20 protein-coding genes are annotated in these 22,233 nt (G+C 39.7%); 13 read left to right on the top strand and 7 right to left on the bottom strand.

The window, feature by feature from the left end; genetic code table 11:
- Positions 1 to 91: 91 nt before the first annotated feature.
- From ESZ39_RS09955 to uraH (ESZ39_RS09940), 4 genes are all read right to left on the bottom strand, one after another.
- Positions 92 to 1,231 (bottom strand): CynX/NimT family MFS transporter, encoded by a 1,140-nt coding sequence (locus tag ESZ39_RS09955; protein WP_146879761.1) that lies wholly within the window; start codon positions 1,229 to 1,231, stop codon positions 92 to 94.
- A gap of 22 nt (positions 1,232 to 1,253) precedes the next feature.
- Positions 1,254 to 2,153: a universal stress protein UspE gene (gene uspE, locus ESZ39_RS09950; RefSeq protein WP_146879760.1), complete on the bottom strand. Its 900-nt coding sequence runs from the start codon at positions 2,151 to 2,153 to the stop codon at positions 1,254 to 1,256.
- A gap of 56 nt (positions 2,154 to 2,209) precedes the next feature.
- On the bottom strand, positions 2,210 to 2,647 hold the full coding sequence (locus tag ESZ39_RS09945; protein ID WP_146879759.1) for a YtoQ family protein: 438 nt from the start codon (positions 2,645 to 2,647) through the stop codon (positions 2,210 to 2,212).
- A 284-nt stretch (positions 2,648 to 2,931) separates the two neighbouring features.
- Positions 2,932 to 3,285: a hydroxyisourate hydrolase gene (gene uraH, locus ESZ39_RS09940; protein ID WP_146879758.1), complete on the bottom strand. Its 354-nt coding sequence runs from the start codon at positions 3,283 to 3,285 to the stop codon at positions 2,932 to 2,934.
- A gap of 849 nt (positions 3,286 to 4,134) precedes the next feature.
- On the opposite strand from uraH (ESZ39_RS09940), the gene ESZ39_RS09935 reads away from it, so the two are divergent.
- Together ESZ39_RS09935 and ESZ39_RS09930 are read left to right on the top strand one after the other, a co-directional pair.
- Complete coding sequence (locus tag ESZ39_RS09935) at positions 4,135 to 6,333, top strand: malate synthase G (RefSeq protein WP_146879757.1); 2,199 nt, start codon at positions 4,135 to 4,137, stop codon at positions 6,331 to 6,333.
- On the top strand, positions 6,323 to 7,159 hold the full coding sequence (locus ESZ39_RS09930; protein WP_146879756.1) for a bifunctional allantoicase/(S)-ureidoglycine aminohydrolase: 837 nt from the start codon (positions 6,323 to 6,325) through the stop codon (positions 7,157 to 7,159). The genes ESZ39_RS09935 and ESZ39_RS09930 overlap by 11 nt, the downstream gene beginning before the upstream one ends.
- A gap of 124 nt (positions 7,160 to 7,283) precedes the next feature.
- Here the strand turns inward: ESZ39_RS09930 and ESZ39_RS09925 are convergent, their stop codons facing one another.
- Positions 7,284 to 7,769, bottom strand: coding sequence for a MarR family winged helix-turn-helix transcriptional regulator (locus ESZ39_RS09925; RefSeq protein ID WP_146879755.1), 486 nt, complete (start codon positions 7,767 to 7,769; stop codon positions 7,284 to 7,286).
- Between the two features lie 494 nt (positions 7,770 to 8,263).
- On the opposite strand from ESZ39_RS09925, the gene xdhA reads away from it, so the two are divergent.
- The 10 genes from xdhA to ESZ39_RS18240 all read left to right on the top strand — a co-directional run bounded on the left by xdhA (position 8,264) and on the right by ESZ39_RS18240 (position 19,593).
- Positions 8,264 to 9,721, top strand: coding sequence for a xanthine dehydrogenase small subunit (xdhA, locus tag ESZ39_RS09920; RefSeq protein ID WP_146879754.1), 1,458 nt, complete (start codon positions 8,264 to 8,266; stop codon positions 9,719 to 9,721).
- Positions 9,714 to 12,134, top strand: coding sequence for a xanthine dehydrogenase molybdopterin binding subunit (gene xdhB, locus ESZ39_RS09915; protein ID WP_146879753.1), 2,421 nt, complete (start codon positions 9,714 to 9,716; stop codon positions 12,132 to 12,134). Before xdhA ends, xdhB begins: the two co-directional genes overlap by 8 nt.
- Positions 12,134 to 13,051 (top strand): xanthine dehydrogenase accessory protein XdhC, encoded by a 918-nt coding sequence (gene xdhC, locus ESZ39_RS09910; protein WP_146879752.1) that lies wholly within the window; start codon positions 12,134 to 12,136, stop codon positions 13,049 to 13,051. The genes xdhB and xdhC overlap by 1 nt, the downstream gene beginning before the upstream one ends.
- A 273-nt stretch (positions 13,052 to 13,324) precedes the next feature.
- Positions 13,325 to 13,825 carry a 2-oxo-4-hydroxy-4-carboxy-5-ureidoimidazoline decarboxylase gene (uraD, locus tag ESZ39_RS09905; RefSeq protein ID WP_146879751.1) on the top strand — a complete coding sequence of 167 codons (501 nt, stop codon included), beginning with the start codon at positions 13,325 to 13,327 and terminating at the stop codon, positions 13,823 to 13,825.
- The gene (gene uraH, locus ESZ39_RS09900) at positions 13,822 to 14,163 is read left to right on the top strand and encodes a hydroxyisourate hydrolase (protein WP_146879750.1); all 342 of its coding nucleotides are present in this window, start codon (positions 13,822 to 13,824) and stop codon (positions 14,161 to 14,163) included. The genes uraD and uraH (ESZ39_RS09900) overlap by 4 nt, the downstream gene beginning before the upstream one ends.
- A 31-nt stretch (positions 14,164 to 14,194) precedes the next feature.
- Positions 14,195 to 14,719: an ureidoglycolate lyase gene (locus ESZ39_RS09895; protein WP_146879749.1), complete on the top strand. Its 525-nt coding sequence runs from the start codon at positions 14,195 to 14,197 to the stop codon at positions 14,717 to 14,719.
- Between the two features lie 185 nt (positions 14,720 to 14,904).
- Positions 14,905 to 16,191, top strand: a complete 1,287-nt coding sequence (gene guaD, locus ESZ39_RS09890) for a guanine deaminase (protein ID WP_146879748.1) — start codon at positions 14,905 to 14,907, stop codon at positions 16,189 to 16,191.
- A 217-nt stretch (positions 16,192 to 16,408) separates the two neighbouring features.
- Positions 16,409 to 17,047, top strand: a complete 639-nt coding sequence (locus tag ESZ39_RS09885) for a TetR/AcrR family transcriptional regulator (RefSeq protein ID WP_223270332.1) — start codon at positions 16,409 to 16,411, stop codon at positions 17,045 to 17,047.
- A 1,272-nt stretch (positions 17,048 to 18,319) separates the two neighbouring features.
- Complete coding sequence (locus ESZ39_RS09880; protein ID WP_411266874.1) at positions 18,320 to 18,793, top strand: phosphate-starvation-inducible PsiE family protein; 474 nt, start codon at positions 18,320 to 18,322, stop codon at positions 18,791 to 18,793.
- A 650-nt stretch (positions 18,794 to 19,443) separates the two neighbouring features.
- Positions 19,444 to 19,593 (top strand): DUF418 domain-containing protein, encoded by a 150-nt coding sequence (locus ESZ39_RS18240; RefSeq protein WP_262984490.1) that lies wholly within the window; start codon positions 19,444 to 19,446, stop codon positions 19,591 to 19,593.
- A 304-nt stretch (positions 19,594 to 19,897) separates the two neighbouring features.
- Here ESZ39_RS18240 and ESZ39_RS09870 read toward each other — a convergent pair whose 3' ends face one another.
- Positions 19,898 to 20,764 (bottom strand): urea transporter, encoded by an 867-nt coding sequence (locus ESZ39_RS09870; protein WP_146879746.1) that lies wholly within the window; start codon positions 20,762 to 20,764, stop codon positions 19,898 to 19,900.
- 143 nt (positions 20,765 to 20,907) lie between these two features.
- Between ESZ39_RS09870 and ESZ39_RS17765 the strand changes: the two genes are divergently transcribed.
- Complete coding sequence (locus ESZ39_RS17765) at positions 20,908 to 21,045, top strand: hypothetical protein (protein WP_191321750.1); 138 nt, start codon at positions 20,908 to 20,910, stop codon at positions 21,043 to 21,045.
- A 3-nt stretch (positions 21,046 to 21,048) separates the two neighbouring features.
- Here the strand turns inward: ESZ39_RS17765 and bhcD are convergent, their stop codons facing one another.
- On the bottom strand, positions 21,049 to 22,047 hold the full coding sequence (gene bhcD, locus ESZ39_RS09865) for an iminosuccinate reductase BhcD (protein WP_146879745.1): 999 nt from the start codon (positions 22,045 to 22,047) through the stop codon (positions 21,049 to 21,051).
- Between the last annotated feature and the right edge of the window lie 186 nt (positions 22,048 to 22,233).

Raw genomic sequence — 22,233 nt, 5'->3', positions numbered from 1 at the left:
TAGATAGACAGCTTTAAATAAAAGCCCAATAAAACCCAATTAATCGGTTTTCTTAGGCTTTTTTTATGTCTTAGATTCAACTCTGAAGTGCTTAATCGCTTGGTTTATTACGCAAAAATAAGGCAATGATCACCATAGAAAAACTTAAAGCTGATAAAAAAGTCAACGGCCACTGAAAGCTGTCTGTTACATCACGACCAATGCCTACCAGTGCTGGAGTTATGCCACCAACAATATAGCCAAATGATGACATCATCGAGGATAACTGTGAGGCGGACTGCGGCGAACTTGACTCCATCACCGGTAACGCCAGCGCTAGCGCAAAAGTACCTGATGTGGAAATACCTAATAACGATACCACCACTATTGGGTGCCACTGTGGCAGCCATGCAATAGATAAAATGAGTAATGTTGAGGTCATAGTGACGCCACCAATCAGTCGATTACGCTTGGTGACGCGTGCTGCCAACAAGGGCAAAGTTAATGCACCAACGATGCCAGAAGCCATAAAGGCACTTGCTAGCATACTGGCCTTAATATTATCAAAACCTGCCTGTTGAAAATGGGCAACTAACCAGGTGGATAAAGCATAAAAAACCCCTGACTGTGCGGCAAAAAAAGCAGTTAGTAACCAGGCTCTCAATGAATGAAAAGGCAGTTTTTGATATTGATAAACGGGTTGATGACTACTGGTTGACTTAGGCATAAAAATCAGCAGCGCAAGAAAGGCCACTAACGCCAATAGTCCCCACGCCGCTAGACCACGTTCCCAATGGTCACTGTTTATTTTGATGATAGGAATCGTCAGCGCCACAGCAAGCGAAGCGCCCAAAGAAATACTGACAGAATAAATGGTGATAGCGACCGTAATTTGCCGAGCAAAGTATTGCTTAATAAATCCAGACATTAATGGCCCAGCAATAGCGATAGCCATGCCAGCAATAAACGCTGAAACTAATAATAAGGTGAAACTGTACTGGCTAAAGTAACGTATTGAAAAAGCCACAACAAGTAACGCCATACTGCCAGTTAATATCCGCTCCTGGCCCCATCGTCGGGCTAACAGGGGAGCAATAGGGGCAAGAAAACCCATTAACAGCACAGGAATAGTGGTAATTAAGCCGGCACTGGCTCGACTGAGTGATAAGTCGGCGACAATTTGCTCCATAACGGGGGCAACTGAGGTGAGTGCGGGGCGTAAATTAATAGAGATAAGAATAAGGACTAGCAATAAGATGCCAGTCCTGAGGTAATTAGCCTTTAATAACAAGCGTATCACAATCTAATTTGTCAATAATATATTCTGCAGTATTGCCGAGTAAAGCGGCGTTAACGCCCTTACGGCCTACAGAGCCTAATATTAAACATTCGGCATTTAAATCGTCACATAGTTTTGGTACTACGTGACCCGGCAAGCCTTCTTCAACAATAATGTTTACATTGGGGATACTTAAGTTATCCGCTAGCGTTTGCAAACTTTCTTGATGCTTTTTCTTAACTCGTGCATTGACTTTATCGGGATCAAAAGCAGACTTATCTACTGCTATATGCATTGGGGCTTTACTGACGGTATTAATAAAGTGTAATTTTGCACTAAATAATTTCGCCATCGAGGCCGCTTCTTTCGCTACTTTTTCACTTAAACACTGATGTTCGCTGTCGCCGTCATCTAGACTAATGGCAGTAACAATATCGCCATTACAAGTCCACTTATGATTTTTGACCATTAGCACATTAATAGGACTATAGCGGAGTAAGTTCCAGTGATCAGGGGTGAATAAGTTGCGCACTGATTTTTTGTAATGCTTAGTCTCTTTGATAATAAGATCACAATTGTTTTCAGTAGCAAGATTAATAACACCTTCATACCATTTTTTATGCCAAGTAACTACACACTCAGTTTTTGTTTCAATATCAAGCGATGCGGCTAAGGCTTGCATAACAGCTTTTTGATCGTCAAGCAGAGCTTGCTTAAGCTCTTTACAGTTTTGGCTTGCAACACCTGATGACTTTTCGATACTTCTGTTGTACATCGAACTGCCTAATACCAATTCTGCCTGGTATTTATTTGCTAAAAAAACAGCACGAGTAAGAGCAGGTTGCTCTTCCCGATGAGGGGTGATAACTACGAATATACGTTTATAATCTGCCATTATGTGTTTCCCTTGTCTGATGTGTAGATGTTCTGTTATTGGTGGTTAATTATTATTTATTGTTTAATAACATATTCAATGATTTTGATAATATCGGTGGTGGTTTTTGCCCATGCTAAAGCCATAGCATCAACTTCTTTTAACGGGTGGATAATACTGTCATCATGAAGTGTCACGTAAGGTTTACCTAAAGCGGCACATTGCCCAGCATCAAAAGCGGCATTCCATTGTTTATATTTATCACCAAACCTAACAATAGCTAGGTCGCAATCTTTAATCAGGGTTTGAGTTCTTATCGCGTTAATTTTTGAAGACTGGTGGTCGCGCCAAAAGGGATCTTCAGCATGGCCTAAATGGTCGCCTGCTGCATCACTAAGTTCATGCACAGTAACTGGCGAAGTAAAAATAACCGGCAGCGATTGACAACCTTGTTCTATTTGTTGACGCCAATCGCTATGAATTTCACCTGAGAGATAAATGTTCCATTGCTTCATTTTTGTTTCCTTGATCAGTTATGCTTGTTAACTTATATACCCTTAGGGTTAAGCTAGAAAAACAGTCCAGTATTGCAATACTTGATAAGGCTCCTAAGTGGATGTAGGACAGTAGAGTAACGCAGGAGCAGTTACCAAGAATAACCATTGTCATCGTACCGCGCCTTGAGCTGATTTCCTAGCTCAAGGCTGAAACTGCATCTTGAAGTGGAGCAGGTGTTTATTGCTTATTTTAAACCACAAGCTAGTTTACCAACAAACAACGTATTTACTGGTATAATTGATTAGCTACCGCGGTAAGTGGAATAACTCCACGGCGATACTAATAACGGTACATGGTAATTAGCTGCTGCATCAAAAATACCAAAGTTAATTGGTATACGGTTTAAAAAGGCAGGTTCGTTTTTATCACCGGTTAATTTAGAAAAATATTCAGCAACATGAAAAACAATAACGTATTCGCCTACTTCAATCGTACTGTCGTCTAATAACAACTCGTCTGTTCGACCGTCACTGTTAGTTGTTAAGGTTTTTATTAATCGCTGGTTTGAACCTTCTACTCGAAAAAATTCAAGTTTGATACCCTGTGCCGGCACACCATTGGCGGTGTCCAGTACGTGTGTTGATAACTTTGCCATTTATTATTCCTTGCTTTTTGTTAGTCATGTCTTCTAGGTTTTTTAGCATATTATTTTTTATAATGCTTGAAGATAAAGCTCGACTATTAGCCCAAGTTGCTCAATAGCTAGCCCAAGTTGCTCAATAGCGATAGCGAGTTCACCTTTGCTTAGTGCTTAATACGAGCTCTAGATGTTTCAAAAGTCCTCGCTTTACGGTGAGCTTTCACTGCAATAACAAAGCTTAACTGAAGTCAATCCAGATACTGAACATAATAATACCAATACCAATCCCAATCCCAATCCCATTAAGTTATTGCTCACTTGTACTAGTTAAAATAGCTCAAGGCTGTGTTGCTCTCACTCCCAATAGCCAGCTATTATACCAAGTTGATTAATTACCTGCTCATTTTTAATGGTTAAAATGAATAACTACTGCGTTATAAAATTTATAAGTAGAATAACTACTTACTAAATTTTATGCCTTGTATTTGTCCATTTTCCCTCATGAAAAAGTAGATCACTTAATTAATCAAATTGGTATTACTCAATCGAGCGCCTTACCTTGAATTATTTTTCCTGCGCACAACAAGATCACAAACTTAATGGAACTGGTATAACTTGTGTTATTTCTTTAAAGAAACAACTTATATTAGGTAAGGTCTCGTAGAAAACATCCATCTGAACTGATTACGTTTATATTCACATGATTAAAAAAAGTACTATGCTTGAGCTCACTATAGGTTACTTGAATTAATTGTCAACAATTATGTTTACAATTGCCTGACTTAGTTGACAGGTGTCGAGTATTTGTTTAAATTAAAGACCATTGAAGCTTTAAATATCCATTAGCAATGAGTAAATAAGAAAATGACAAAATACCAGCAAAAAGACTTACTAAAGGTTGATGGCGATTTAGTAAACTTTATTAAAGAAGAAGTATTACCAGGCTTAGCAATTACTGAGCAACATTTCTGGACGCTTTTTTCAAAAATAAGCCATGAATTAGGGCCAGAAAATAGAGCCTTATTAGTCAAGCGAGTGGCAATACAGCAACAAATAGACCAGTGGAATGTAAAGCATCAAGGTAACTTTGACCTTGATGCCTATAAAAAATTTCTGATTGAAATTGGCTATTTGGTGCCTGAAGGCGAAGATTTTCAAATAAGCACAACAAATGTCGATACTGAAATTAGCTTACAAGCTGGGCCACAGTTAGTGGTGCCAACTGCCAATGCACGTTTTTCTTTAAATGCGGCAAACGCGCGTTGGGGCAGTCTATATGATGCACTTTATGGTACTGACGTTATTAGTGATGAAGGCGGAGCCGAAAAAGGTCGCGCGCACAACACCATTAGAGCCAATAAAGTTATTGCTTATGCTCGAGACTTTTTAGATGCTCATTTTCCTTTGCTTACCGGCTCACATCAACAGTCATCTGCTTATACTATTGATAATAACCAGTTGCAGGTGAGTTTAAGCGATGGCACAAACACACAATTAAAGAATGCTGAGCAATTAATTGGCTTTCAAGGCGAGCAAAGTAAACCCACCTCAATGTTGTTAATCCATAACGACCTACGTGTTGCCATCGAAGTAGATGCTACGTCTGTTATTGGCAAAACAGATGCTGCCGGTGTAAAAGACATTACGGTAGAGTCGGCCATAACCACCATACAAGACTTTGAAGATTCAGTTGTTGCGGTAAACGCACAAGAAAAAATTCAGGTATATCGCAATTGGCTTGGCTTAATGAAAGGTGATTTAAGCGAGACAATTGAAAAAGCAGGTAAGGTAACAAAACGGGTACTAAAAGCTGATAAAGCCTATCAAGATCTCACGGGTAGTAGCTTCAGTGTCCATGGTCGTAGCTTATTGTTTTGTCGTAATGTTGGCCATTTAATGACTAACCCAGCGATAGTAGATAAAGACGGTTTTGAAATTCAAGAAGGTATCATGGACGCCATGATAAGTGTATTGATAGCCTTACATGATGTACAAAAAACCAATCTGCATTGTAACTCTAGAAATGGCAATATTTATATTGTTAAGCCTAAAATGCATGGTCCTGAAGAAGTGGCCTTTGCTAATAAAATTTTCAACGCGGTTGAAGATGCTTTAGGTCTTGCTAGAGACACCATTAAAATTGGTGTTATGGACGAAGAGCGTCGCACCACCGTGAACTTAAAAGAGTGTATTAGAGCGGTTAAAAGCCGTATTGTCTTTATTAATACCGGCTTTTTGGACCGAACAGGTGATGAAATACACACCAGTATGTTACTCGGCCCTATGGTGGCAAAAGGTGATATGAAAGCACAACCTTGGATTAAAGCTTATGAAGATTGGAATGTCGATATAGGTTTAGCTTGTGGTTTTTCCGGTAAAGCGCAAATAGGCAAGGGCATGTGGGCCATTCCAGATGAAATGGCGCAAATGATGAAGATGAAAATTGCTCACCCATTAGCGGGTGCTAATACAGCTTGGGTGCCATCACCCACTGGAGCAACGTTACATGCTATGCATTATCATCAAGTTAAGGTCTTTGAGATACAAAAGACCTTGGCAAAAAGAACCCGTGCTAATCTCGATGATATACTAACCGTACCTTTATTAACCAAGGTAAATAATCTCAGTAAAGCAGACATCGAAAAAGAGTTAAACAATAACGCGCAAGGATTATTGGGCTACGTGGTGCGCTGGGTTGATTTAGGTATGGGGGCATCAAAAGTGCCTGATATTAATAACATTGGCTTAATGGAAGATAGAGCGACCTTACGAATTTCTAGTCAACATATTTGTAACTGGCTTGAACATTCTATTTTGACTGAAGCACAAGTTAGAACAGCGTTAGAAAAAATGGCGGTCGTGGTAGATCAGCAAAACGCACACGACCCAGATTACCAAGCAATGTCTGCAGACTTTGAAAAGAGCTTATCTTTTCAAGCAGCATTAGATTTAATATTTAAAGGTAAAACTCAACCCAATGGGTATACCGAACCTTTGCTGCATGAATACAGAAAAAAATTCATTGCAGCCCAGACATTAAGGAACACTAACCATGTCAAATAACAACACTTATTATGCCCCAAGTGGCGGTTTACCCCCACAAACACAATTAATTTCAGACCGCGCTATTTTTACCGAAGCCTACGCGGTTATCCCTAAACGCGTGATGACAGATATTGTCACTAGCTATTTACCCTTTTGGGACCATATGCGGATGTGGGTTATTGCTCGTCCTTTAAGTGGCTTTGCGGAAACTTTTTCACAATATATTGTTGAAGTAGGCGCTGAAGGTGGGTCAAACAAACCTGAACTTGACGAAAGTGCCCAAGGTGTTCTTTTTGTTGTTGAAGGTGAAATGGACATTACTATTGAAGGTGTTGAACATCATATGGACACTGGTGGTTACGCCTATTTACCGCCAAAGTGTCACTGGACGTTAAAAAATAATAGCGCTGCCAACGTAAAATTTCATTGGATCCGCAAGGCTTACCAATACGTAGATGGCATTGATGTTCCTGAAGCTTTTGTCACCAGTGATCAAGACCTAGACCGTACAGATATGCCAAATACCGGTGGTGTTTGGGGTACAACCCGATTTATGGACCCAACAGATATGCGTTTTGATATGCATGTTAACGTGGTTACTTTCCAGCCAGGGGGTGTTATTCCCTTTGATGAAACTCATGTTATGGAACATGGTTTATATGTCTTACAAGGTAAAGCTGTTTATCATTTAAATGGCGAGTGGGTCGAAGTAGAAGCGGGCGATTTTATGTGGTTACGGGCTTTTTGTCCACAGTCATGTTACACCGGCGGACCAGGACCTTTTAGATATTTGTTATACAAAGATGTAAATAGACAAATGCCGTTTATTCGTCCTAAAAACTAATAAATTAGCTAGTAAAGCGCGTATAGCGGCCATTGTTAAATGACGCTATACGCGCTTTTTTGTTGATTAAGCTTTTGTTATACCAAGTTGATTAATTAGGCTTTAGAAAGCGAAGTCTCTTTAATCAGTAGCCTACTTGCGTTAAATAGCGTTTTAATAAGCTTTCAAACTGTGCTTGTTCTGTAGGTGAGAAACAAGAAACTAACTTTTTTTGGCTCTGAGCATGCTCAACAATTACTTGCTCGATAAGACTTAAACCTTTTGATGTTAGTGATACTGTGACACTTCTTTTATCATTTTTATTGGTGGTTCGTTTGACTAACTTTTTCCGTTCTAGCAAATCTATTCGGCTGGTCATTGTGCCAGAGGTGATCAACATTTGTTCAAGCAGTTGATTCGGTGAAAGCGCATGTGGCGGGCCGATACGCAGCAAGGTTGCTAAAACATCAAAACCAGCGTCGGTAAGTTCGTAATCGCGAAATGACTTGGTTAGTTCATCACTCATGTGCTTTGAAATACGTAGCACTCGACTGGTAATTGCCATGGGCTTGGTGTCGAGTTCAGGCATTTGAATTGCCCATTGTTCAATTTTTTTATCGACTTCGTCCATTGTTACTTCCGAGAGAATATTGTGGGTTTACACTAAGGGGTGTTGTAATTTTAGGCTGAAATTTATACAGTTTTATTGCTTGTCAGGGCTGTGAACTACATTTATCCGCTCTGCCTTATTTAAATATCAAATAAACGGCTGCAATTAACCAACATTATTATAAGTTGATTAAGGCTAGCAAATTATTTGTTTGAAAGCTATTCACGATAAGGCTTTAGCCAAAAATGATCTAGGTAGAATAAAAATGCCAGGTCGTTGAGCTTATTATATTTTATTTAAACGCAGTTTACTTTATTACGCTACTGTTTTGTATAGGCTTATATTGTTTAATCTAGCTATTTTTGTTTTAGCCATTAACTTTTTAAAAAGTAAAAACAGACAGTAAAAAGCTAAATTAAGAAATTGACACTTGTGTCAGGTTTTTATTCTGATATATTTGAAGACTGAAAAATTGTGCATGCAATAAATTTACCACAAGACAACTGGACGCCATTATGAGCATAAATGCAATTCGTTTCTTATTGAACAACGACGTTGTGAGCATTGAGAACATTGATCCCAATATGACTGTTCTGCAATATTTGCGTGAGGAGCGCTTTAATAGTGGTACCAAAGAAGGCTGTAGTTCAGGTGATTGCGGTGCTTGCACGGTAGTTATGGCCGAATTAGCAAAAGATAAGCAAACACTGAATTATAAAGCGATAAACGCCTGCATTAGTTTTGTTGGTAGTTTGCACGCCAAGCAACTCATCACGGTAGAGCACCTTAAACAAGGCGCTAAATTACATCATGTTCAGCAAACTATGGTCGATCATCATGGTTCGCAATGTGGCTTTTGTACCCCCGGCTTTGTGATGTCCTCATTTGCGCTCCACCAGCATAACAATACACCTAATAGAGTCGAAGTTTTAGAGGCCCTAGCGGGTAATTTATGCCGCTGTACCGGCTACCGCTCTATTATTGATGCCGCTTTAGTGCCTAATGAAAGTACAGCCAATGATTCATTTGCTCAACATTATCAGCAAACTGTAAAACAATTGAATGACTTTAAAACCTTGCCGTCAGCCGAGCTTAGCAATAATGTTCATCGTTACTTTGCGCCCAAAAGCAGCGCTGAATTGGCGAAAAAATTACTTGATAACCCTCAGGCAATCTTAGTGGCTGGTGCTACAGATTTGGCGCTAACAGTGACACAAAACCTAGCCACTATTGACGATTTAGTCTACTTGGGTGATGTCGCTGAATTACACCGTTTAGACAATAACGCGGATGAGTTTGTTATTGGGTCAGCCGTCCCTTACAGTGAGTTTACCCCGATGCTAGCGAATGAATATCATGAGCTCGGTGAAATGATTGAACGTATTGGTTCAAAACAAATTCGCAATAATGGCACCTTAGGCGGCAACATAGGTAATGCATCACCGATTGGAGATATGCCGCCGGCTTTAATTGCTTTAGGGGCAACAATGACACTGCAACGTGGAGATAGCGAACGTAAAATAGCGCTTGAAGACTTCTTTATCGCCTACAAGAAAACCGTACTGAACGAAGCAGAATTTATCAAAAATATCTACATTCCTAAAGCTAAAGCTGGGCAGCTGCTAAAAGTTTACAAAATATCTAAGCGTATTGACGATGACATATCAGCGGTGCTCGCGGCCTTTTTTATCGAACTTAACGATAATGTCGTGACTAACATCCGCATTGCCTTTGGCGGTATGGCTGGCATTCCGATGCGCGCTAAGCATTGTGAAGCGGCTTTGTTAAACAAAACATTTAACAAAGCGAGTATTACGGCTGCACAACAAGCATTAACTCAAGACTTTCAACCCATGTCAGATGTTCGTGCCTCTGATAAATATCGTATGAAAGTCGGGCAGAATTTAATCGAAAAATGTTACTTGGAATTACAAAGTAAAAACATTGAAACTCGGGTCGTTAATTATGCGTAGCCTTATAAAGTCAAAACAGACTAACAAAAATATTAATGGAGCATCGAGTGCTGTCGATTCAGGCAATGTTGATTTAGACAACGTTGATTTAAACAGCGTAGGTTTAGGCGGAGTAGGTCGGTCGAAAAAGCATGAAAGCGCTGACAAACATGTCAGTGGTGAAGCACTCTATATTGACGACAGACCAAGTTTGCGCGGGCAACTGCATGCTGCAGTAGGTCAAAGTACGATTGCTTGTGGCTTGATTAAAAGTATTGATTTATCAGCCGTAAAAGCGGCAGCAGGGGTAATTGCTGTGATCACGGTAGACGATGTCCCTGGCCATACCGATATCAGCCCAGTATTTCCGGGCGACCCCGTGCTAGCGATTGATAAAGTTGACTATGTTGGCCAAGCTATATTTGCCGTTGCTGCCACCAGTCATGATTTAGCAAGGCGCGCCGTTAAGCTGGCAAAAATTGAATATGAAGAAATGGCTGCGGTATTAACTGTAAAAGATGCACTGGCTAAGCAAAGCTTCGTGCGCCCGCCGTTTACTATGCAACGTGGCGATTCGGCCAACGCTATTGCACAAGCGGCGCATCAGTTGTCAGGTGAAATATCTGTTGGTGGTCAAGAGCATTTTTATCTTGAAGGCCAAGTCTCAACCGCAGAGCCAACCGAAGATGGCGGCATGACTGTATTTTCATCATCGCAACATCCTAGTGAAGTACAAAAATTAGTCGCCGAAGTCCTTAATATACCCCTGAATAAAGTGGTGGTTGATACCCGCCGTATGGGAGGCGGCTTCGGTGGTAAAGAAACTCAAGCCGCGCCATGGGCTTGTCTTGCCGCGTTATTATCAAATAAAACCAAGCGGCCAGTAAAGTTTAAACTTAGCCGCTCAGATGATATGTGCATGACAGGTAAACGTCATCCGTTTGAAAATAATTATCATGTTGGCTTTGATAGCAACGGGCAAATTAAAGGCATTAACATTGAGGTCAATGGCAACTGTGGTTATTCACCCGATTTGTCAGACGCCATTGTTGATCGCGCTATGTTTCATTCTGACAATGCTTACTTTTTAGATCAAGCCACGGTCACCGGTAATCGCTGTAAATTAAATACCGTTTCGCATACTGCTTTTCGAGGTTTCGGTGGGCCACAAGGCATGATGACCATTGAGATGGTGATGGACGATATTGCTCGCCATTTGGGCAAAGACCCACTAGCAATTCGTAAAATTAATTTATATGGTAAAGATGAGCGCAATGAAACCCATTATCATCAAAAAGTAGAACATAACAAAATGGCGGAGTTAATTGCCTCGCTAGAGCAAAGCGCTGATTATCAAGCGCGCCGAGCCAACATTAGCCAGTTTAATAATGACAACGCTATATTAAAGAAAGGGCTGGCGTTAACGCCGGTTAAATTTGGTATTTCATTTACCGTGCAGCATTTAAACCAAGCTGGTGCTTTAGTTCATATTTATACCGATGGTACCATTCATTTAAACCATGGCGGCACTGAAATGGGCCAAGGTTTATATACCAAGGTGGCGCAAATTGTTGCCGAAGAATTTCAAGTAGATGTAGACACTGTGGGCGTATCAGCCACGCGCACCGATAAAGTGCCCAATACTTCACCCACCGCCGCGTCATCAGGCACCGACTTAAATGGTAAGGCAGCGCAAGCCGCGGCTAAAATCATAAAAGCACGACTGATCGAATTTGCCTGTGAAAAATATGACGTTAATGAAGCACAAGTTGTTTTTAAAGCAAACCAAGTCATCGTAGCGGCAGAGACCTTCTCCTTTGCCGAGTTTGTTCAGCAAGCATATATGGGCCGAGTGTCACTGTCTTCAACTGGCTTTTATAAAACCCCAAAAATTCACTTTGATCGGGCTACAGGTAAAGGGCGACCGTTTTTTTATTATTCAACTGGTGCGGCAGTATCAGAAGTGTTAATTGATACCTTAACCGGTGAATATAAATTATTACGCGCTGACATCTTGCAAGACGTGGGGCAGTCATTAAATCCGGCTATTGATATTGGCCAAATTGAAGGCGCCTTTATTCAAGGTATGGGTTGGCTAACGACCGAAGAGCTGGTCTGGAATGAGCAAGGGCGACTGTTATCCAACAACCCTGCGACTTATAAAATTCCAGCTATTAGTGACACCCCTAGTGATTTTAGAGTTAGTCTTGTGCCTGACGATCCTAATCGTGAACACACTATTTATAATTCGAAAGCCGTTGGTGAACCACCATTGATGTTAGGCATCTCAGTTTGGTCCGCACTTAAAGATGCCATATCGAGTGTATCTAACTACCAATTAAGCCCTAAGCTTGATACACCAGCAACACCAGAGCGCGTACTTTGGGCAGTAGAAGCCATGAAAGAAACTACCCGAGCCTTAGGGGACATTTGATGACAAGTAACTGGAACAGCGCGAGCTATAAGTTAAGCAAACAAGGTCAAGCCTATGTTTTAGTGACTTTAGTGGGGGTTTCTGGTTCGACGCCAAGAAACAGCGGCACAAAAATGGTTATCAGTAATGATGATATTTTTGACACTATTGGCGGTGGTCACCTTGAATATAAAGCGATTAAGTACGCTAAAAAAATGCTTACTAGTGCTAAAAATGCCCAACATTTAGAGCATTTTCAATTAGGCAGTAACTTAGGCCAATGTTGCGGTGGTAATACCACGGTTTTATTTGAATGTTTTGCCGCTACCGGCGTTAACATCATGTTGTTTGGTGCCGGTCATGTTGCTAAAGCCTTGCTGCCAATATTAGCGCAGTTGCCGTGTAAAATAACTTGGGTAGATAGCCGAGCAGAGCAATTTCCAGCCAATGTAGCCAATAATGACAATGTCCAGCAAGTGGTCAGTGACGCGCCTGAGCTTGAAGTGGCTAATATGGCTGAAAATAGCTACTTTATTGTTATGACGCATAATCATCAGATGGATTTTGAAATATCACAAGCGATTTTAAAACGCGCTGATTTTCATTACTTAGGCTTAATTGCCTCAGACACTAAATGGCGGCGTTTTCAGCAGCGCTATAAACACCGAGATATTGATCAAAAACAAGTGGCTAGAATGAATTGTCCCATTGGCCTAGCAGATGTGGGCGGCAAATTACCGATGGAAGTAGCGGTGTCAGTGTCAGCAGAAATTATTAATATTTATCAAGCTGAGCAAGCAAGATTAACGGTACTTAGTAATCAACTTGAGCAAGATAGCCAGCAAATTTCAGCGCCAAAGGCTGTTAGCAAAGCTCGGCCTAAATCGCAGCAGGGCATTGATTGGCAAGAATTAAAGCAATTACTTAGTGCGGACTAGGTCAGTTATTTGTCTAGCCGAGCCTATCAAATAATTACGTTCTACAATGTGAAATAACATTACGTGAGAAAGTGTAAATAAACATAGTAATATAGTTAAATGCACTAAACATAATTAACCATAAAACAAGTTAAGCGTGAGTTGTTCACTAGCGTAGTAACAGCATGTTAGTAGTGATTGAGTCAGTGACTTAGTCATTGCATAGGTATATTTAATCAATAAAAAACTTAATCAATAAAAAACTTAATCAATAAAAACTTAACAGGACATAAGATGAACTTAGCAAAACTAAATGAGTTAACGCTCGACCAAGCCAAACATACTTTTATGCAGTGTTGTACTTCTTCGGCTTGGGTGAGCGCTATAGTGTCGTCACGCCCTTTTGCGGACAAGCAAGACTTAAGCACTAAAGCTGACTTAGCATGGCAAGGCCTAACCGAGGCTGATTATTTAGAAGCCTTTGAAGGTCATCCTCAAATTGGTAATGTTGATACGCTTAGAGCCAAGTATGCCAATACTAAAGAGCTTGCCAGTGGTGAACAAAGCTCAGTGAGTGAAGCGACAGAACAAGTGATTGCATCATTATCTCAAGGCAACACAGACTATCTTGAAAAATTTGGTTTTATATTTATCGTTTGTGCAACGGGCAAAAGCGCCGCGCAAATGGTGGCGTTACTGCAAGCGCGCTTACCTAACGATAAAGCAACTGAACTGATGAACGCTGCAGAAGAGCAGCGTAAAATATTTCATTTACGTTTAGACAAACTGGTATGAGCCAAATAACTACCCATGTGCTTGATACCACACGTGGTTTACCTGCACAAAACTTACCTATTACCTTGTTTGCTCAAACAACAGAGGGTTGGAGTATATTAGCCACAGGTGCTACTAACGCTGATGGTCGCATTGCCGGCTTATTAGCAGATGATGTTGTGTTAGCGGCAGGGGTTTATCGCATGCACTTTGCGACTAAAACCTATTTTATCAACAATAAAGAGCAAGGTTTTTATCCTTATGTTGATATTGTTTTTGAACTCGATGGCAGTGCAAATCACTACCATATTCCGCTATTATTAACGGCATATGGTTATTCAACCTATCGTGGTAGCTAAGCATAATTTTAACTAGGAAATTTCTATAACCATGACTCATACTAATACCACCAGCAACAAGGCACAAACTATTACACCAAAACCATTAACCGGCGCAGCATTCAGTGCTTTTGGTGATGTTATTGAGGCCAATGCTGAAGCTAAAATAATTGAAATTAATAATGGTTTTACTCAGCGTTACCATGATTTAGCGAAAGTTGATGTCAATGCTAATGCCGGTCACACCCTAATCAATATATTTCGTTCCACACCACTAGCACAACCGATTGCCATTAAAATGATGGAACGTCACCCGCACGGTAGCCAAGCTTTTATTCCTATGGGGCAAAATCCCTATTTAGTGGTGGTTGCACCTGCCGGTGACTTTGACATCAATAAACTTGAAATATTTATCGCTAATTCAGACCAAGGCGTGAACTATCATAAAGGTACTTGGCATCATTTTTGTTTAGCACTTGGCGGCGAAAGTGACTTTTTAGTGGTTGATCGAGGTGGCGATGGTGATAACTGTGACGTACTTGAACTGGATGGCTCTTTAGTTATTGCAAAAAGTTAACCAAAGTAAAGTGATGAGTCATTAACAGTGAAGTTGACTCATCATAAACCAGTGATGAAACAGAATCAAAACAGCGTGAAACAGCAAATAAGCATCCAATTAGCTGAGTTTTTCACTTATTAATTCAAGCCTAATTAACGCTACTTGCTAAGCAATTATGGTAGAAAAATCAGAAGGTAAAATAAATGTTGAAAGTATATCGTGGCGAGCTACTACACTTTTTGGCTGATCCCGTTGAAGTTGCCCTGCAAGACAGCTATCAATACATAGAAGATGGACTGCTGATCATTAAAGATGGGTTAGTAGATCAAATAGGTGAAGCAAAAGTACTGCTTGCCACGCTAGATAACAGCATTGAGGTTATCCACTACGAAAATGGCCTGATCATGCCAGGTTTTATCGATACCCATGTCCATTATCCGCAAACAGAAATGATCGCCTCATACGGTGAACAATTACTAGAGTGGTTAGAAAACTATACTTTTCCATTTGAACGGCAATTTTCTGATCTAGAGCATGGTAAAAAAGTTGCTGAGTTTTTTTTAACACAAATACTTCAGGCCGGAACCACCACGGCTTTAGTGTTTGGCACGGTACATAAAGAGTCGGTAGAGGCTTTTTTTACCGTCGCACAGCAGAAAAATCTTCGCATGATTTGTGGCAAAGTATTAATGGATCAAAATTGCCCTGATTACTTATCTGACACTGCCCAAAGTGGTTATGACGATAGTAAAGCCTTAATTGAAAAATGGCATAACACTGACCGTTTACAATATGCTATTACGCCAAGGTTTGCTCCCACTTGTTCAACTGAGCAACTTAATAAAGCTGGGCAATTACTGGCTGAAAACCCCAGTGTTTATTTGCACACCCATTTAAGCGAAAACAAAGCGGAAATTGCCTGGGTAAAAGACTTATTTCCTGACAGCAAAGACTATTTAGCTGTTTACGATAAAAGTAAATTACTCGGTCGTCGTAGTGTTTTTGCTCATGGAGTGCATTTGCATGACAGTGAATGTCAGCGTTTAAGTGCAGCAGGCTCAGCCATTGCTTTTTGTCCTAGTTCGAATTTATTTTTAGGTAGTGGCTTGTTTAACCTTAAACAAGCTCAAAAATTTAAGGTTAATGTTGGCTTAGGCAGCGATATTGGCGCAGGTACAACATTTTCTATGTTAAGTACCATCAATGAAGGTTATAAAACCCAGCAACTGCGAGGCGATAAACTCAGTCCATTTCAGTCGTTATATCTAGCCACCTTAGGGGGAGCTATTGCGCTTGATCTTGAAGGGACGATAGGTAATTTTGTGAAAGGCGCTGAAGCTGATTTTATTGTGCTGGATTATCACGCGACTCCGCTAATGGATAGACGTATGCAGCATTGCAAAACGCTATCAGAAAAACTATTTATTTTAAGTATGTTAGGCGACGAACGTAATGTTAAAGCCACTCATATTATGGGTCAGCGGGTTTAGGTTAACTCAGTCAGTTGAATCGGTTTTTAAATAACAGTAAAAGTCTGTAAAATCGAAAATTTATTGAGATTGAAGATTGAATAATGCTTTGATGCTAATGAGTAGCTAAAGCTAGTATTTAGCATAACGGATGTTAGAAGCTTGTTATTACGGCCAGTTGTTGGTAATAACGAGCTCTGCTGGTGTTATTAGTTATTAGTTTTTAATAGGAATTTTTGTGAGTAAAGAACAAGAGCAAGATAAAGTGTTGGAAGGTAGTATTCGACAAAAGAACAAAGCTATTATCTTACAAGCCGCGAAAAAAGAATTTGTTACCTATGGTTTTAAAGGCGCGTCAATTAAACGCATTGCCGAACGTGCGAATATTGCTCGCGCTAATATCCATTATTATTTTCAAGACAAAACTGACTTATACCAGCAGCTGCTCAGTAATATTATTGCGGTGTGGAATAGAGACTACAATACATTAACAGTTGATAACGAACCAAAAAAAGTACTAAGTGCCTATATACGAGCTAAGGTAATGCATTCTAAAAACGACCCTGATGCTTCGAGAATATTTGCCAGTGAGATAATTCATGGTGCACCAGTTTTAGCCGAGTATCTTAATAATGATTTTAAAGTTTGGTTGCACAGTAAAGTCACGGTTATTGAGTCTTGGATCCAGCAAGGCTTAATTGATGAGGTTAATCCCTACCATTTATTATTCTTGATTTGGAGTTCAACCCAGCATTATGCTGACTTTAATGTTCAAGTAGTGGCAGGGCTTAATAAAGAGTCGATGACAGATGATGACTTTGAAGCCGTAGTTGTTTCGTTAACACAAATAATTCTTAAAGGTTGTGGTATTCGCTAAGGCAAGTCAACAATGAAGTTTCATACCTTGGATTTGAGTAACGCGGTAATTATCCATTTTTCCTCATGCAAAAGTAGAATACTTAATTAATCAAATTGGTATAAGACAATGTTTATTATATGTTCTGCCTAAAGGTTTTATGCGACTGTGTTATTACGGCTTTATGGCTAATGCCATTAGAGGCAAATCATTAACCTTCATTAGGAAAAGCTTAAATAAAGAAATAGAGCGACTTGACGAAGTCATCACAGACAAGGTAGCAGATTAAATAGAGCTTGAAAGTCCCAATTAACATTATGTTGGGGGTGTTCTTGATAGGCTATATTGCCCAATAAACAATTAGTATGATTTCGAGTGAGTTAGTTGAGTGGTGTTAACGGTTAATTATGCGCTGAAGCGGTGGTAGCAGAGGCTGGGTTTGTTGTGAAAAAAGACAATATATAGGCAAACTGGCAGGTAAGGATTGCGAATACTTAAATAGGTAAGCTGCTAAATATGATCTACAACAAAACCACAACCCTTGACAAAATTGACTCAAAAAAAATCATATAGACAGAGTTTAGTCGCTCAGTTCAACGGACATTTATCCCTCATGCTTTAACAAGAGATAAATGCCTAATTGTATTAATGACTACTGTGTAGATAGCGCTTTACTGAGCATCCTGCTTTTATATAAAAAGTAGCATTGAATCAGCCTTTCTATATCGATATATTCAACACGTAATATTAACGTGTTGAATATTAATATTAAGTTATGTAATATTAATTTGAATAACCATTCATTAGTTGGACACTCACCTTGGTAGAAAGTGTGAGCTGATCCGTCTAATAAGCCGTTGTTTGGCACCACTAATTCAAGTTAATATTTATGTGTCAGAACCGTGTTTTTCAAATAGGTTTGGTAGGTTACGCCTCAGTTTTCGCCTGATCGGTCTGGTTAAAGTCGCTAATAGACTTTACTATTTTTAAAAACATAAGGCGGTAAAGCCATTAGCTAAATTTTCGTTGGCTTTAGGCTTAAAGTTCACGGTTTGGTAAGCAGTGGCGCTGGGCACTTTTTAGCGCTACGGTCGGACCGCCAATACTATAAAAGCTCTTGCTATCGTTAGCATTCTCACGCTAGCGTCAAATAACAAGGTAATTTAATCTGACAAAAATAGCTTGTGCCATTTTTTGCAAAAAACGCAAAAAAACAATCCAACTATTTTGCAGTTTAATTAAGCGTTAGGGCTTTTATCAATTTAAGGCATTTACTCTTATACTTATGGAAAAATTATGAAACATGAAGAGTTACCTGAAAATACTTCAGATCCGTTATTAAATGTATTACATCTTAGTATTAGATTTGCGATTAAAATACTTTCTGTATTGATGGTTTTAGTCATTTATTGGAGCATTGCAGATGTTGTTTATGTTATTTATACCAGGCTCTCAGTACCTCCGTATTTGCTATTAAGTGTTGAAGATATTCTGCATACTTTTGGTGCTTTCATGGTTGTGTTAATAGCTGTTGAAATTTTCATCAATATTAGACTGTATCTAGGATCACATGTTATCCCAGTTGAGCTGGTCATTGCTACAGCCCTTATGGCCGTAGCACGTAAAATTATAGTGCTAGATCTTAAAATTGTTTCTGCAGAACACATTGTAGGTCTTGCTTTAGTAACTATTTCTTTAGGGGTAACGTATTTTTTATTAAAAAGGCCAGTACTCTCAAGCCCTAACAAAATCAACAAGGATACCTAACTATTGGCTACGTTTTGCTTCGCTATACAATTTTAGCCAAGCATTACTTAGCCTATTATTTAAGCGCTGGTATGACTCCCCACCTCAAGTTAAATACACTGCTCCTTGTTCATTAATTTTAGAACCTTTTCTCTTCACTGCTAAATTAAGTGAGTTAACACATAGAATGAAGCAAGTGATTTCGTCGGTAATCATTAGGTTATACCAATCCCATTAAGTTATTACTCACTTGTACTAGTTAAAATAGCTCAAGGCTGTGTTGCTCTCAATCCCAATAGCCAGCTATTGCTCAATCGAGCGCCTTACCTTAAGTTATTTTTCCTGCGCACAACAAGATCACAAACTTAATGGAACTGGTATTACTTATCACCGAAATTAGCTTTTATCTAATAAGATCGATACTTGGAGATGGTCGTTTACTGGAAATGACCTCTGAAGAGGTCATTGTTTTATTTTCAACATCGATTATACCTCCACTACCCCAATAGATCATCTCTGCTGGCAGTTCAGCCATTATAGTGCTTATTGGAAGTTTGTATTTTTCTGAGAAATCCTCTGAAAGCAACATTACTCAGTGGCTTTACCAAACAGGAAAACTATCTTTGACCTTGTATGTTGCTCACGTATTTATTGCGATGGGGGATACTTGAATTTATTGGTCGTCTAGAAAACCAGACAATAAACTTTTTTTATTCTGCGTATTAATTTTTCGTTGTTGTGAGATTTTTTTCAGTGTGGCTTGGCTTATATTTTTCAAAACTGGACCGTTCGAATGGGTCTTTCGTAAGGTGGCAAGCTAACAATTGTTATCATGGCTGGCATAGTTATACCAATCCCATTAAGTTATTGCTCACTTGTACTAGTTAAAATAGCTCAAGGCTGTGTTGCTCTCAATCCCAATAGCCAGCTATTGCTCAATCGAGCGCCTTACCTTGAGTTGTTTTTCCTGCGCACAACAAGATCACAAACTTAATGGAACTGGTATTAGTCCTACGTTAGCCAATAGTTGATCTTGGAAAAAACATCAACTAAAAAATTATCTTTATGGCCACTTTGCCTTATAAACTCACCTAAAAATTATGATACTTTATTGTCAGCCGACAGTTAAGGTAGTTTATAAACCCCGGTTATTTTTGACCGTATTACGACGATCATCCAACTAACCATGACAAATGGTGCAGTTAATGCAGGTATGGCTAGCAATGTTAGTAGCTGAGAAAATAAAACACTCAGTAGTATGCCAAGAAAAATCAAATAATGCTTAGTTTGGTAGCGCTGTGCGAGGGCAATGGCAACTAGAGCAGCATTAAAACCATAGCCTCCTATTAATAAAGTACCCTCTGAGTAGCCTAAAGCGCGCGCGATTAACATGCCTACCCCTGAGCCAATAACAGCCCAAATGGCCAACTTATAAGAGTTTACTAATAGAGCCACAAAAAAAATTAATCCCGAGAGCCAATAACTTTGAAACATCACTTGGCCTAAACCGCGAAATACCGTATAAAAATCAGCAATATCATACGTTGAAAACGGCTCAGTCACTGTCTCTATCCCTAAAAGCTCCAGCACCAATAAAATACACCAAGTTGAAATAATAAAAGGCGCGGTAAAAATAGGCATTTTAGCGCTATGTATTAACATGATATGGCTAACGACAGTGGCAAGCCACGCGCCAATTACGATGAGTATTAGCGATAATAAACTCAGCGGTAAAAAGAAGCCAACAGCTGTACCCACAAGTGCAGCATTAAAGCCATAAACCCCCTGTTTAATTAATGCTGCGTTATATCGACACAGGGTTGCGGTGATGATACTGATTACAACGGCAAGCAAGGCAGCTAATAACATGGAGAGTGAATTTATGGCGATGCCGAGACAAAACAATAATCCCGTTAAGCTGCTTTTTTGTAGCATAATTTGCGAGAAACTACGAAAGATAGCTTTGGGGATTTGATTAATAGTGAGCTTCATGCAGATTTATCTCTAGTCATCATGGCTGATATTATGGCTGACATTATAACTGACATTATAGGTGAGTCATGATGGGGAAATGTTAATCACCTTGATGATGGATTATATGAGTAAGTCGTATAAGTGTTAATGCTAAACGTTAAATGCCAAATACTTTAGCATTAGTGCTTTTACGTGCTGATATGATTAGTGCTAAAGCGTTTACCTCAGGCAATTTTTTGTCAACGGTGATTTTATCACCGTTGACGCTATTTTCGCTATTACTTTTAATTAAAGTGTAAAGATTAAAGCGTGAAATAAGTGGCTAAACCTTGCTCCTCTGCTAAATCAACCGCGACAGAAGCAACGGCTAAATCTTGTAAGCCGACACCCGTGCCATCAAATAAAGTAATTTCATCTTCACTGGTTCTGCCCGGTCTAGTACCATTAATAACATCACCAATGGGCACAATATCGTCGGCTTTAATTAAACTCGCAGCAATGGCATGTTGAGCTTCACCAATAGTGATAGCTTGTGCCAGTTCATCAGTGAAGACAGTAGCCTTTGCTAATAGCGCAGCAGCTACTTCTTGTTTACCTTTGGTATCGGTTCCCATGCAGGCGATATGTGTGCCAGGCTTAATCCAATCATGAGCTATTAATGCCTCAAATGCTGAGGTAATAGTAATAATAACATCAGCTTGTGCACAAAGTTCTTCACGACTTAGCGCTTCAAAAGGTATATTTAATTCTTCACAAACGCCAGCAAGGTTACTCAGCTTGTCAGTATGTAAATTCCAAGCAACAACCTTTTCAAAATTACGTTGTTCAAGCGCGGCACGCAATTGAAAAGTTGATTGATGTCCAGCGCCGACAATACCTAATACTTTAGCGTTTTTACGCGCTAAATGGGCGATTGACACCGCCGATGAAGCCGCTGTACGAACCGCCGTTAAGTAGTTACCACCGACCAGTGATTTTAATTTACCGGTATCAGGGTCAAATAAAATAACGGTTGATTGATGATTCGTTAAGCCTTTTCCCATGTTGCCGGGCCAGTAACCGCCGGATTTTAAACCCAGTACCATACCATCGCGATCAAAGCCTGATTTAAAGCCGTACAAAGCATTTTCATGGCCTATTGCTTCACGGATCACAGGGAAATTATAGGCCGTATTTTTTGCCATAGCAGCAAAGACATTTTCGACCGCGGTAAAGGCGTTATCACGTCCAACAACTTTTTGGCATACCGCTTCAGATATAACCGAAACACCTTTGCTTAGATTTTGTGTTGAATGACTCATTTTTGTTTCCTTAAATATTGCTCCCTCTGATGGAGTGTAAAGAGAGGGGGGAAATATAACTTGCTGTCATATCTCTGAATAATTTAAAAAACTCCCAGATGCTAAGGTTAACAGTGCGGGGGGCTATTGCCAGTTGGGAGCCTGACATTAAACGACACGGTTAACCTTGGTGCTATGGGAGAAAGA

Origin of the sequence: Colwellia sp. C1TZA3 (assembly GCF_007954265.1) — a bacterium.
Classification (GTDB): Bacteria; Pseudomonadota; Gammaproteobacteria; order Enterobacterales; family Alteromonadaceae; genus Cognaticolwellia.
This window is presented reverse-complemented; position numbering and strand designations above follow the sequence as displayed.